General features: G+C 38.3%; 13 protein-coding genes. 5 read left to right on the forward strand and 8 right to left on the reverse strand.

Annotated elements, in window-relative coordinates; translation table 11 throughout:
- From J6578_RS04195 to J6578_RS04210, 4 genes are all read left to right on the forward strand, one after another.
- The coding region (locus tag J6578_RS04195; protein WP_502957987.1) for a cytidine deaminase-like fold-containing protein at positions 1–585 on the forward strand (585 nt) is incomplete at its 5' end.
- Positions 582–1001 carry a DUF6911 family protein gene (locus J6578_RS04200; RefSeq protein ID WP_287953969.1) on the forward strand — a complete coding sequence of 140 codons (420 nt, stop codon included), beginning with the start codon at positions 582–584 and terminating at the stop codon, positions 999–1001. The genes J6578_RS04195 and J6578_RS04200, both read left to right, overlap by 4 nt.
- A 124-nt stretch (positions 1002–1125) precedes the next feature.
- Positions 1126–1977, forward strand: coding sequence for a VENN motif pre-toxin domain-containing protein (locus J6578_RS04205; RefSeq protein ID WP_287954044.1), 852 nt, complete (start codon positions 1126–1128; stop codon positions 1975–1977).
- Between the two features lie 39 nt (positions 1978–2016).
- Complete coding sequence (locus tag J6578_RS04210) at positions 2017–2598, forward strand: hypothetical protein (RefSeq protein WP_287953970.1); 582 nt, start codon at positions 2017–2019, stop codon at positions 2596–2598.
- Positions 2599–3546: 948 nt separating this feature from the next.
- Here J6578_RS04210 and J6578_RS04215 read toward each other — a convergent pair.
- From J6578_RS04215 to J6578_RS04245, 7 genes are all read right to left on the reverse strand, one after another.
- On the reverse strand, positions 3547–4908 hold the full coding sequence (locus tag J6578_RS04215) for a sodium-dependent transporter (RefSeq protein ID WP_287953971.1): 1362 nt from the start codon (positions 4906–4908) through the stop codon (positions 3547–3549).
- A 227-nt stretch (positions 4909–5135) separates the two neighbouring features.
- On the reverse strand, positions 5136–5939 hold the full coding sequence (locus J6578_RS04220; RefSeq protein ID WP_287953972.1) for a carbon-nitrogen hydrolase family protein: 804 nt from the start codon (positions 5937–5939) through the stop codon (positions 5136–5138).
- 714 nt (positions 5940–6653) lie between these two features.
- On the reverse strand, positions 6654–7514 hold the full coding sequence (locus J6578_RS04225; RefSeq protein ID WP_287953973.1) for an FRG domain-containing protein: 861 nt from the start codon (positions 7512–7514) through the stop codon (positions 6654–6656).
- Between the two features lie 9 nt (positions 7515–7523).
- Positions 7524–8402: a helix-turn-helix transcriptional regulator gene (locus J6578_RS04230; RefSeq protein ID WP_093090984.1), complete on the reverse strand. Its 879-nt coding sequence runs from the start codon at positions 8400–8402 to the stop codon at positions 7524–7526.
- A gap of 529 nt (positions 8403–8931) precedes the next feature.
- Positions 8932–9432: a Fur family transcriptional regulator gene (locus tag J6578_RS04235; protein ID WP_051608119.1), complete on the reverse strand. Its 501-nt coding sequence runs from the start codon at positions 9430–9432 to the stop codon at positions 8932–8934.
- Between the two features lie 11 nt (positions 9433–9443).
- On the reverse strand, positions 9444–10196 hold the full coding sequence (locus J6578_RS04240; RefSeq protein ID WP_239324901.1) for an SDR family oxidoreductase: 753 nt from the start codon (positions 10194–10196) through the stop codon (positions 9444–9446).
- Between the two features lie 162 nt (positions 10197–10358).
- Positions 10359–11309 carry a serine hydrolase gene (locus J6578_RS04245; RefSeq protein WP_093090990.1) on the reverse strand — a complete coding sequence of 317 codons (951 nt, stop codon included), beginning with the start codon at positions 11307–11309 and terminating at the stop codon, positions 10359–10361.
- Between the two features lie 415 nt (positions 11310–11724).
- Between J6578_RS04245 and clpX the strand changes: the two genes are divergently transcribed.
- Positions 11725–13008 carry an ATP-dependent Clp protease ATP-binding subunit ClpX gene (gene clpX, locus J6578_RS04250; RefSeq protein WP_093090992.1) on the forward strand — a complete coding sequence of 428 codons (1284 nt, stop codon included), beginning with the start codon at positions 11725–11727 and terminating at the stop codon, positions 13006–13008.
- Positions 13009–13209: 201 nt separating this feature from the next.
- Here clpX and J6578_RS04255 read toward each other — a convergent pair whose 3' ends face one another.
- Positions 13210–13887 (reverse strand): S24 family peptidase, encoded by a 678-nt coding sequence (locus J6578_RS04255; protein WP_037406331.1) that lies wholly within the window; start codon positions 13885–13887, stop codon positions 13210–13212.
- Positions 13888–14068: the final 181 nt, after the last annotated feature.

Consider the following 14068-nt stretch of genomic DNA (forward strand, 5'->3'; position numbering starts at 1 on the left):
GCAAATGGACAGGTAATAAAAAATAATGGGCACCAGAGTACAGCCAGCGAATCGCGTGGAGCGCAACAAAGCGGTGGAAAAGGTAAGGTAGATGGTGCGCATAAGACTGAACAGGTAGCCGGAAAAGGCACGACGAATACAACAAAACCGACAGTAACAGCTGAACTGGAGGTTAATGGTCATAAGTTTGTAGATACCAATCAAACAGCTAGACCTATAGATAAAGCAAATGCAAATGAATCAACTTTAATTTCTGATAAAATAAAATCAAAAGAGCAAAAATTGATGGATAAAGGGAAAACAGATAATCTGCCATTGCCAAATAGTAATATGTCTAATGCTCATGCCGAAATAGGTGCAATTCATCAAGCGCATAAAGCAGGAGTTGCTAAAGGAGCAGATTTAAACATCACTGTAAAAGGAAAAGATGTATGTAATTATTGTCGCTCTGATATTGTTTCAGCGGCAAAGGCTGCCAATGCAAAATCAGTAACGATTCACGCGGTTGATGAAGTAACAAAGTTACCTAAAACTTACTATTGGGAGTCAGGTATGAAAAAACTAAGAGAGGTTAAAAAGAAATGATTAATTTTGAAATAGGCGGATACTATTTTAAAAATGGTGAAAGAGTTCAACTTATTCCAATAGAGATGCCAACAATAACTGATCTAAATAATTATTTAGATATATTAAAAATTAATAATGGAAAATTAATATTAAGAAATGATTTAGAAGATGAATTTATGCCTTATGAAATGGTTCTTTATTCAGATAATCATGAAACTTTGATCCATATTTATATGATTTTATTTGCTACAGATATGGAAGATGGTGATATCGAAGTTAGAACGTTTAATGATGAATCAGGATCTAAAGAATTTATTCCCATGTTAGGTGAACCGTTTGCTATTGCATCTACCACCAAAAATTTTTCTTTGGTAATCCAAGCATTTAAAGAGTTTTTAGAAACAGGAGATGTTAGCCGAGATTTATTGAGTTAATTTAATTCTCCCCACTTAAATAGTGGGGTTTTTATTTTGCTATTTGTAATTTTGTTATGATAGAGTTACAAAACAACTGCCCAAAGATCAGTATCCCGAAGCGATAGACCCGAAAACCGGCGAGATAGACCCGAACCGCTTACCGGAAAGCGTCAAAGCAAATATCAGAGACCTATCGTCAGCAGTAGCCACCGTATCAGGTGGGCTAACGGGTGGTTCACTGGTTAATGCACAGATTGCGGGGGTGGTTGGGCAGAATGCGGTGGAGAATAACAGATTAATTGTAACCGGCAATGCTGGTAGTAAAAAACGTTATTTAGACTTACTTAATAAAACACAATCACAATATGTTTACAAACTTGACCACAAAGACAGAATTATAATAGAAGGTTATCATTATGACGACTCTCAAAATCCGCCTATATTGGTTGCAGATAGTTCAGTTGGAAGTATTTTGAATCCAAATGGGATTCAAAATAAAACCATAATTGATGCAATAAATAAAAATGAAGATATATATTTAAGATTGATTTCTGATCCAAATATAATTATGAAAGATACAGTTCTCATAGATGACTTTTTAACTGGAAATATTGATACTACTAAGGATTTGTTTCAAAATTCTGATCCTAATGCATTGATGTTAGGGGTGATTCATTATATTAAAGAAAGGGAACAAACTAATAACTATGAAGCTGTTAAGTCGACGCTTAATAAATATAACGAACATTTAGTATTTAATCCAGGGCATCAAGCCGGAATAGGAGCTGAACTAAGCTATTTACAAGAATTATATCCAAACCAAAATATTATTTATGCACAAAATCCAAAACCTATCATGACAAATTGGAATGGAAGAAATGTTATAGCTAAGATATATGATTATAATGGAGTAAAATATAAAATTTACTTTGATTATAAAATAAACTCTATGGGAGTAACAATTCCAACAAGACCAATAGGGATAACATTTTAGATTGTGTAAATTATTGCATATTTGATAAGGTATTAGATTATGAAGAGATTAATATTGAATTTAGAAAAAAAAATATTAGTTATGATAACTTGCTTCTTTATAAGCATGGTTCAAGCAACTGAAATAGAAAATGTAGAATCAATAAATAGATCGAATATCTGCAAAGGAAATAAAAAAATCACAAAAATTTTTACAAGTCAAAATTTGAAATATTTAAATGGAAACTATTATGGAGTTTTTCTTAAAAATAAATATGATTATTCTATTAAATTAAATTTTGATAATAACTTTTTAAATTATGTTGAAATACAAGATAATGCATTACATGTTGGTATTAGAAATAATAGTAGAAAAATAATTCTACATATATCATGTCAAGATATTTACAACGATATATCTTTTTGTCACAGCAACAAAATATTATTTGATAACGCTAATCAATTAAAAAACCTTAAGAAGATTTGCTCTTCTAATGTAATATCTAAAAATATTCCTAAGACATCATACTTACCTGACATAGTAGTTGAATATTTATATATTAATGGTATAAATATTCAATTTTTAAAAGATTTATTTGAATATCAAAAAATTATTACAAATGGAATTGTAGATACTTTTTAATCTTTTAATTTTTAGAATAAGTATTTAAAAATTAGAAATTTTAGAAAAGTAAGTAGACGAACAAGCCCAATCATGGGGTATCGGCGGCGGCAAGAGCCGAGCCCTGAACGCCGTCACCAGTGCCGTCACCGGCATCCTTGGTGGCCAGACCAACCTGCAAGCCGCCACCAACGCCCTCGCTCCTTATGCCGCAGAACTAATCGGCAAACAATTCGGTCATGGCGACAACAAAAATTAGGCCGCCCAACTGGTAGCCCATGCCCTACTGGGTGCCATCAGTGCCAGCATAAACGGTGGTCTGGAGTAAGTTCAAATACTGTAATCAATACAATTGCATTAAAACGAGGAAAGCCGTTATCAATTAATGAAATAAAGGCAATTACAACCAGATACAACATTAAAGCCGGAAGTCTTATAACCGCAAATGGACAGGTACTAAAAAATAATGGGCGTTCGAGTACAACCAGTGAATCGCTTGAGGCAAAGCAGAGTGGTGGAAAAGGAGCAAATGAAACCAAAACAAGGTCTAACCAATGTAAATTCACATGATGATCCAGCATTAAAAAATGGTTATTAGTGAAAACCGGAACATGATTTTAATTTAAGAGGTACTGGTTAAACTTTTCAGAATGCTTTAAATGAAGCATTTAAACGAACTGAATATGATAAATCTAAGTTTGGGGTATTTACAATCTAAGCTTTATTTTTATTTAAAAATTTTTGATTGATATTTTAACAACATTATTCATTTGGCTACCAAAATGGTTTGATGTAACTGATATGAACCAGCAATTGAGTATTAATTATCAGCGCAGATCATTTTCGCAATATGACAAAAGACCTATTTTTAAAACTAATCAAGCCATTTAACCCGCAGGTTGGCGGAGGAAACGCCAACCTGCGGGTTAAATGGCATAAAGCTTGATTTTAATATTGATTATTGCAAGCTTACATAAAGCCGTATATCAAGATAGCTATTACTGCCACAGGAATAACAATCCGGCATAGGAATTTCCAGCCCGCAAATATTACCGGACTCAAATTCAGCTCCTGCCGAATGGTTTCCTGCTTCATCATCCAGCCAGCAAAAATAATGGTACCCAAACCAGTTAACGGCAGCATAAGCTTACTGGTGACATAATCCAGAAAATCAAAAATATTTTTTCCAAATATGGTGACATCCTGCCATGCATTAAAGGACAACAGACAGGCAATACCCAAAGCCCAGATAATTACACTGCTAACCAATGTAGCTGATTTACGGCCTAAGTGAGTTTTTTCTTCCAGCAGTTCTACAGTTGGTTCCAGTAACGAAATAGAGGAAGTTAGTGCAGCAAAAGTAAGGAAGATAAAGAACAGTACACCGATAATGGTACCACCGGCCATATTACCAAAAGCAATCGGCAAGGTAACGAAAATCAGGCCGGGCCCTTCTGCTGGTTGCAGACCATTGGCAAATACCAGTGGGAAAATGGCCATACCGGATAACATAGCTACGATTACATCCAGAATTACCACCGTACGGGCAGTGGAAATCAGATTAACATCTTTGCCCAGATACGAGCCATAGGCCATCATAATCCCCATACCCAGAGACAAACTGAAAAACGCATGTCCCAATGCCGCCAATACAGCCTTACCCGTGATGGCAGACCAGTTGGGAGTAAACAGGAAAGCAAATGCTTTGCCAAATGAAGGGCCGCTGACAACGCCGGCATAAATCACCAGTCCAATCAGCAAAATACCCAGTCCCGGCATCATGATTTTACATGAACGCTCCAGACCGGCACCTACTCCCATCGCTACAATCAAGCCAGTAGCCAACATAAACACAGTATGCCATGTAAGCAAATGATTTACACTGCCAAGAAATTGCTGAAACACCTCACTGGTGCCATCACCATGCAGCCCTGTGAAAGTACCATTGCCGGCAAGGAAAATGTAATCAGTGGCCCAGCCACCAATCACGCTGTAAAAAGACAGTATCAGGAATGAGCCAAGTACACCGATAATACCTACCCAGCGCCATGATTTGGATCGTCCTTCAGCAACAGCCACATCTTCCATAGTGTGAATCGGATTTTTCTGTCCGCGACGGCCAATCAGCCACTCGGCTACCAGAATCGGTAAACCAATCACAAACATACAAATCAGATAGGTAAGCACAAAAGCAGAACCACCCATCTGGCCGGCCATATAGGGGAATTTCCAGATATTGCCCAAACCTACTGCTGAACCTGCTGCGGCGAGCATAAATCCCATCCGCGAGCTCCATTGTGAATGCGATTTTTTCTTTGTTCCGCCACTCATAACTGCCCCTTACATCCTGATTCAAAATTCAATAGAAAACTCAACATTTAACTCTATAATGTAAAATTAATTGGTAATCATGCCATGAATCGCATTTTTGGACAAGAAATGATTGCTTATGTGCTGTTTTCTGGCTAATAACGGCACAAATTAGACATTATGTCCAAATTATTGAATTAATGTATTCAATTAATTCAATATCTGTTAAGGCAGATAATCATTCATGATTACAGTAAGCGATGTTGTAGCGCCGGTAATTTGGTGCGTACTGATTGCAGGAAATCTGCATCCAGCTCAGCACAAATAACGCCCTCTCCCTCTGGAAGTGAAGCGATTATTTCACCCCACGGATTAATAATCAGGCTGTGGCCATAGGTACGGCGGCCATTCTGGTGCTGTCCGCCTTGTGCTGAAGCCAGTACATAACACTGATTTTCAATTGCTCTGGCCGTTAACAGGGTATGCCAGTGCGCTTTACCGGTAGTATAGGTAAAGGCTGCCGGTAAAACCAGCACATCAAATGGGAGCTGGGCACGGAAGAATTCAGGAAAACGTAAGTCGTAACAAATACCTTGCGCCACAGCGATATGATCAACCTTTAACTCCGGCACATCCATGCCGCGCAATATGGTATCGGCTTCGGCATAATATTCATTGGCACCGCTGTAACCAAACAAATGCATTTTGTGATAGAAACCAAGCAGCTCACCGGCACGCCCATACACCAGCATGGTATTAAGCACCTTGGTTTTATCGGTACTTTGTAAGGGTATGGTGCCACCAAACAGGACAATATCCAATTCAGCCGCCAGTGTTTTTAAGACAGATTGCAGTACCCCATCGCCGAATGTCTCTGCTACAGCTACTTTATCGGTATCGTTTTTACCCATAATTGGCCAGTATTCAGGTAATACCACCCATTGCGCCCCTGCTGCGGCAGCCTGCCGCACTAAGCGCTGCATAGACTGGATATTTTCGGCAACATCTGTACCTGAAACCATTTGTACAATGCCAACATTGATATTGTTCATGTATTGCTCCTTAAATACTCAAAAAACTTATGCCATAACTGTAGCCGTAAGATTATTTATAGCCTTAACTGGATTGATACGCAAATAAATCAATATTTATTGTGATAATGCAGGTAGTTGCTGTGATGGTAAAGCAATTGTTGTAGAAATGTTATTTTAATTTCTACTAACATATTAATATTAATTAATAAATTCATACCTATATAAATATATTTTGACTTTAATGTAAGGCTATTACTAGAATAATCATGAAATTGAACAGAGGTTAATACTTAACTGCTTTAACAGCATAACAGGAGGAATAGGCAGTAATACAAACCAAACCACTACTTTTAAATAATATGACCTGAATAGCTGATGATTCAGCTATATAAATAATTACAGCAGAAGTCCAAATCATTTATCACAATAATTATTTGTATGTATTAATGAATTTATCTAATTGACAAAGAAACTGTTATAGTTTCAGTTAACATAAAACAACAGACTTAGTAATATCGGTATTAAGCTAGATTAAGCAACCTCTATCATCACTAAATTTATTTCATTCCGATAGATAAAAGAAGTTTGATAATTAGTTTTCAGATGAGTGTTTCAATGCATTTAACATTCAACGTTTCCTGAGCAAAAAAGACTATTCGTATGATAATGCAGTGATGGAGGCTGCATTAAAAAATATTAGTAGTTTAGTAGTCTAGTAGTTTAAATTAAAATTTATCTAACTTTAATTTTATAAGAAATATATCTAGCAGAACTTTCGATATCAGGAAAAACTGTACTTTCATTAATATTGAGTAAATCAAGTTCATCTAATATTTTTTTTCGATTATTAATTTTTATTCTTTTAATCTGAATATAGTCATTTCCAATTTCATCTAAAGTAGCATTTAAACCAAATAAAAGAAATACACCTGATTGAGAAGATATTCTGACATTATTTTTAATCCCTTTAATACAAATAATATCTTCCAAGTCTTTTTTATTGATTTTCGGTTCAAAAAATGGCTTTTCTTCTCTAATAAAATGAAGAAGTTTTTTTATGCTAGGTTGTTGGTTAAAGCGCTCACGTTCTTTGTTAAAATTAATTGCATCTTTCTCATGATGAGATAATCTAGCTAAATTTGCAATACAGCTTGCAGTATCTGAATCATAATATTTTACATATTCATCATCTATAAAAAATATAATTACTTCTCCAACACTCTCGTCCATATGCGTACTGGATCTGCAAGCAAAATAAAGAGCAATAAGAGGATTAGTTGTTAGATCAAGTAAACGAGTTGGCATTGAATAATGTTGCATTCGTACCAATTTATCTAAAGTATACTTATCATTGATAAATTCTTTATATTCAGACATGTAAAGCTCTCGATATAGAATATGTTCTTGCATACTGTATATTGACTGACCTTCACTATTTTTTCTAAATAATGAAGGCACTAAACGATACCGTTCACTTGAGTGTCCACGATAAAATATATGTCGCTTGTGGTCATTTTTTATGGCGACTATTTGTTGAATAAATTCGACCACTTCCCCAATATAAATATCATTTTCTTCATGTTTGCTATACATATTATTTACCTATTCATTATCACTTAATTCATGAGATCCTGTTTTATACAAATAAAGAGGCATATCAATTAATCCAATACTTTCTATAGGAATAAAATGTATTTCACCATTAAGGTCTTCAAAATGAATGAATCTACTCATTTCAAATTCAATATCCATGATACTATTTAACAATGCAGAAGCATCTCCTATACTTATAGTTTCAGTTGTATTGTCATGAAAATAAATATAGACATCATTAATAAGCTCAAGAACATTATCATCTGTAATTCTATTTTTTTTGATTAATTCATCAATAATAATTTGTAACTTTTCCGAGGTATTCTCACAAAAGTGCTCATAATTAAAGAAATATTCTTCTATAAGATTATAATACTCTTCTGCTCCTAATCCTTGATATCCATCCCAAGGCAGCTCCCAATCTTTTGGCATATCTGAATAATCACCAAGGAGTGAAATTTTTTTTATTTTACTTTTATTGATAAAAAGTAATCGGTTATTTAAAGTTTTCACAGCAAGTATTTTGCTTTGTGTATCTGGTTGGTCATCATGTAAGACACGTTCAACTCTATTAGCTGTTGCAGAAGTAACTGGATACCACTTAATAACATTCGAGTTGTATAAAAGAATGCCTATATGCCCCCAAAAAGAATCAATCCTTTTGTCAGTATTCCACGGCTGCCAAGATGTTATAGTAACTACGTCATTATTTAAAAGATCATAAACACTTGTACCAAAAATTACAGCAATATCTCTTAATATTTTCAATTCTGGTTGAGATTTATTCAACTCCCAGTCACTTATATCTTTTGATTTGACACCTAACCTAGCAGCTAAATCTTTTTGCTTATAATTATATAATTTTCTTAAATTTTTTAATTTTTCCATAATAGTACTAATGTTTTTTTAAATTATTTCAGTTATATGAGTTAATAATTCACGAAAGAAGAGAAAATAATCCGTTTAAACTACTGACATAAGTTAATCTGTAACTAACCCATACCTAGTACACAACCTCTGTAGAAAATTACACAACGTGTTTTTAATATTGTGTATCCGATAAGCTTACGGTTTCAGCTTTCTGTTTCTTTAGGAATTGGATATCGGATATTTACATATCACGGTATTTATTCCGCCACTTAATAAAGCTGAATCGTTTATCCATATCATCGAAAACGCTTCTTAACTGGAGTCAGCGTCTGTTTTCTTAAGAATAAATAGGCTTAGATGCTCAGTTATTTTTTACATTTAAATCCTCTTTCAGTTAATAAAAGAATTTTCTATGTAGCAATTACCGTAATGGTTAACTCAGTAAAATAGCTTATTGGTACCAAATATCAGTTGCAGAAAATTTCTGGATATTGTGCTTAATTGAAAAGCTGATATCCAGAATCATTCTTTAAACTAATCAAATACTTTACGACAGGCGTTGCTGGCATTGCTGGCAGATGCCGGTAAGTACGATATGTTCATCATTGAGCATAAAGCCGTTATCGGCCGCGCGCCGGCGCAATGCTGCCCATTCGGAGCTCAGGCTTTGTTCATCTACAGCGCCACACTGGTTGCACACCAGTACAAAATCGCTGTGATGTATATTGTCTTGCTGACAATGGCTGTCACATTCATGCTGAACATGACGGCAAAGAATATAGCCGTTAACAGCCGGTATTTTATGTAATACGCCCTGCTCCGCCCAGAAATCCAGTGCCCGATAGGCAGTGGGCGGGGCAACGGTGTTGCTGCTGTGCTGTTGCATATGTGCCAGAACCTGATAGGCTTTAATTACGCCGTCCATGTTTAATACAATATCCAATACCTGAGCACGTAGCTGGGTAACGGTAACGCCCTGTTCTGCGCACTGTGCCATGATACGTGCTTTATCTTCGGCTTTGGATTGCCATGCTGTATTGCTACTCATGCCTGCCAGCCTTATGCCAGATCACGGGTGACACTCAGGCCGGCAAAGGTTTGTGATACTGGCATGATTTCGATGTTGTTGACATTCATATGAGCAGGAGTTTGATAGAGCCATAACACGGTGTTGGCGATATCTGCCGGTTGCAGATAGCTGATATTTTCATATACGGCTGCGGCTTGCTTGTCGTCCCCGCGAAAACGCACATTGGAAAATTCGGTATCTCCGCACAGGCCGGGAGCAATATTGGTGACGCGAATACGGGTGCCGGCCAGATCGGTACGTAAATTCAGGCTGAACTGGCGTACAAAGGCTTTGGTGGCGCCGTATACATTGCCACCTTTATACGGCCATGCGCCGGCAGTGGAGCCAAGATTGATGATATAGCCGGCATTTTTAGCTATCATGCGCGGGAGTATCTGCCGTGTTACATAGGTTAAGCCAAGGATATTGGTGTGTATCATGGTTTCCCAGTCGGCATAGTTTGCCTCCTGAGCTGGCTCCATGCCCAGTGCCAGCCCGGCATTATTCACCAGTAAGTCAATATCAGCCCAAGTGCCTTGCAGGGAAGCCAATGCGCTATCGACGCTGCTTTTGTCGGCCACATCCATTTGTAACGGTAAAAAGGCTGTGCCCAGCTCAGCCTGTAAATGGTGCAGCTTATCCAGCCGCCGTGCTGCGCCGATCACTTTATAGCCGGCATGAACCAGTACCCGACACATTTCTGCACCAAAACCGGCAGAAGCGCCTGTAATCAATATTGCCATATCAGCATCCTTCCCTATTGTTTGTTCCAGACTATGGTAGTCTTTCAACAGCTAATGTTAGCACGTTCCGGTATTTTTGCTAGCAAAGTAAATTGCTGGTTTAACCGGCTTGATAATAAAAACCCCGTTAATGCTAACGGGGTGTTTCATTACAGGTTAGTTTTACAAAGACTGCTGCATCGCCCATGAGCGCAGTGCACGGGCATCACTAACCCGGGTGGTGGAACTGGGGGAATTCAGTAGAACAATGGTAACCGGCTGATTCTGTACGCTGGTCAGCAAAACCATGGAGCGGCCTGCTTCACGGATATAACCGGTTTTTTGCAAGGCAATTGGCCATGCGCCTTCGCGTACCAGTGCATTGGAATTGCGATACTGCTCTATACGGCCATTACTGGTATATACCGAACCAGAATTATCGGTGGAATACTGTCTGATAAGCGGATACTGGCTGGCACCGCGTACCAGTAAGGCCAGATCACGTGCTGTAGCCTGATTACGCGGATCCAGTCCGGTTGGCTCATAAAAGCGCGCATTGGTCATCCCCAACTCAGCCACCTTGCGATTCATGGCGTCTACAAATGCCGGCATACCACCCGGATAAGTACGCGCCAATGCGTGGATTGCGCGGTTTTCACTACTCATTAAACCGATATGCAACAGTTCACGCCGGGTCATCACGGTGCCTACTGACAGGCGGCTGGTTGAGTTTTTGAGCCGGTCAATCTCTGCATCGGTGATGGTAATGTGCTCATTCATATTCTGGTTGGCATCCAGCACTACCATTGCTGAAACCAGCTTGGAAATGGATGCAATAGAGCGTACCTGATTGATGTTTTTCTGGTACAGGATTTCGCCAGTCTCATTATTCATAATCAGTGCCGATTGTGAGCTTAATAAGGGACCGGCAATCTGGGCACGTGTTTCCAGATTGGCATCAGGGTGATTGGTGATAAATGAACTGAGGGTATCACTCTGGTCACCCACTTGCTTTTGTTCGATAAATTTACCGAGGACATCGAGGTCTCCGGCAAAAGCAGGCACTGCAAAAAACAGACTGCTACTTAACAGGCTTACCCACTGCCAGCGACGCAGACAAGATAAACGTGACATGGTAACTTCCTTTTTGACTCTGATTCGGGGTAATTTAATTCTCAATTAAGATGCTCATGCTGAACGTGAGGGCGGAACAGATACGTCTCTGTTGGCTATGATTAATAGAAATTTCAGCGTCCAAATAATCAATACAAAATCTGTTTCTGTGGCTAATTATAAGACAATTTTAATCATTGCCGGAACTTTCATCAGTTGCTAGCGCAAATAAAAGCTGTTTATAAACGATATTTTAACCAGTTTTTCATTGCTAAACCGGTTGCTGCAATAGTTAAAACCACATTAGCATTCAGTTTGATATCAGGCTAATAACACTATATACTCATTTTTTGGCTGAGTTTGGGTACGGTGTGGTTAAGGCTGTAGCCAGTCAGGCTTTCAATATAAGCTCTATTTTCTTGATGAAATCCTGTTTATGAGTAAAGAAATTCGTTATTGTTCGTTTTGCGGAAAAACTGAAAACGAAGTTAAAAATTTAATTGAAGGTGAAAACGCATTAATCTGTAATGAGTGCGTAGATACATGCAATGAAATGCTACATAATCCGGGTGGTTCTTCTACAGAAAAAGGCACGCCGGCTGCAACTGCTTCCGCAGGTTCAGATGTCAGCTCCGGTCAGGATAAATTGCCTACGCCGGCAGAAATTGTTGCCAATCTTGATCAATATGTGATTGGGCAGGAAACGGCAAAAAAATCGCTGGCGGTAGCGGTATACAATCATTACAAACGTTTACGTATGGGCAAGGAAGAGGGTCAGGTAGAACTGTCCAAATCAAATATTTTGCTGATTGGACCTACTGGTTCCGGCAAAACACTGTTAGCTCAGACTTTGGCACGCAAACTGGATGTGCCGTTTGTAATGGCCGATGCGACTACTCTTACTGAAGCTGGTTATGTAGGTGAGGATGTTGAACAGATTATCACTAAATTGCTGGGCAAATGCGATTTTGATGTACAGAAAGCACAAAGAGGTATTGTGTATATTGATGAAATCGATAAAATTTCCCGTAAAAGTGATAATCCTTCAATTACGCGCGATGTTTCGGGTGAAGGTGTGCAACAGGCTTTGCTTAAGCTGGTAGAAGGTACGGTTGCTTCTGTTCCGCCTCAGGGTGGCCGTAAACACCCTAATCAGGAATTTATTAATGTAGACACTACTAATATTCTGTTTATCTGTGGCGGTGCTTTTGCCGGTTTGGAAAAAGTTATCCGCCAGCGTACTGAAAAAGGCGGTATTGGTTTTGGTGCGGCAGTGCACAGTAAAGACGAAAACACTAATGTTAGTGAGCTGTTTCAAACGGTGGAGCCGGAAGATCTGATTAAATTCGGTTTGATTCCTGAGCTGATTGGCCGTCTACCAGTTATTGCCACGCTGACAGAACTGGATGAAGACGCGCTTATTAATATTCTTACTGAGCCCAAAAATGCATTAATCAAACAGTTTCAGGCTTTGTTTGCGATGGAGGGTGTGGAGCTACAGGTTCAGCCTTCAGCCTTGCGAGCTATTGCCAAGCTGGCTATGGCACGCAAAACCGGAGCCCGTGGTTTGCGCTCAATTGTAGAAAAAGCTTTGCTGAACACCATGTATGCCCTGCCCGATTTAGCTGATGTGAAAAAAGTTGTGGTCAATCAGGATGTGATTGATAAAGGTGCAGAACCGGAGTGGTTACTTGCTGATGGCAGTGTTTATAAGAATTGAAGCGATAAGCTGAAATATTAATGTATATATAAAAACCGCCTTAAATTTTTTAAATTCAGGCGGTTTTTTTATTTGTTCAGGTATATCAGATTACCAGCAGGCGCATAAATGGCTAAATAGCCAATCTATAAATTTATTATGCTCAATTGTGTATTGCTTTATCTGGCAGTGTACTCAGGCTAAAATAAATTATTAACGGTGTTAGAGGTATCGGCCAAACCACAAGACTTTGCCAATAATCTGCACATCATCGCTTTCGCTATCCAGCCGGATTTCAAAACTCGGGTAAGCATCGTTGGCAGAAATGACATTGACTACATTACCCGGCATTAGCTGTAAACGCTTTACCAGCAGATTATCGTTGATACGTAGTACATATAATCCATCACGCCGTATGTAATTCATTTTCTGCACCAGAATGGTATCCCCATCATTGAGCACACCTTCCATGGAGTCACCTTTAACCGAAATAACGGATAGACCACTGACTTCCTGACTAATTATTGAGTTAATCCAGTCTTTGCGAAACGCCATGGTAAACATAGGTGTCTCATTGGTAACCAGACTGCCATGTCCGGCCGCAGCTTCAATCGCGTACCGTGGTACGTATACAAAATCATCTGCATTAACTGGATTACCCAGTGTATCGCGTGCCGCCTGAGCAGACTGTTCAGGAAAAGGTTCCCCTTCTCCGGTTAACAGCCAGTCGATGCTGCATCCTTTTAATTCTTTGATGCGCTTCAGGGTTTCTGCTTTGGGTAAACCGCCTTCATGCCAGATACGGCTGAATCCGGCCATAGTCATGTCAATGTCTGTGGCAATTTTGGATTGACGCTCACCCGGCCATAGTGAAGCCAGACGGTCCTTGAATGTTTGCATACACAAACTCCAGCAATTTATTAGAAATTTCGTCAGTAAATTTGTTTTATTATACTTCATTTTTAAAAAAATGAATAGTAATTATATTTTTAAGAAATCTACCTCTTGAATATTTATTTTTTTCTAATTATTATAGTAAAAATTAACTAATTTATTAGATTTTTCTAAATTCGGGGTAGAT

The sequence above is a fragment of the Snodgrassella sp. genome (assembly GCF_024103505.1).
GTDB lineage: Bacteria > Pseudomonadota > Gammaproteobacteria > Burkholderiales > Neisseriaceae > Snodgrassella > Snodgrassella communis.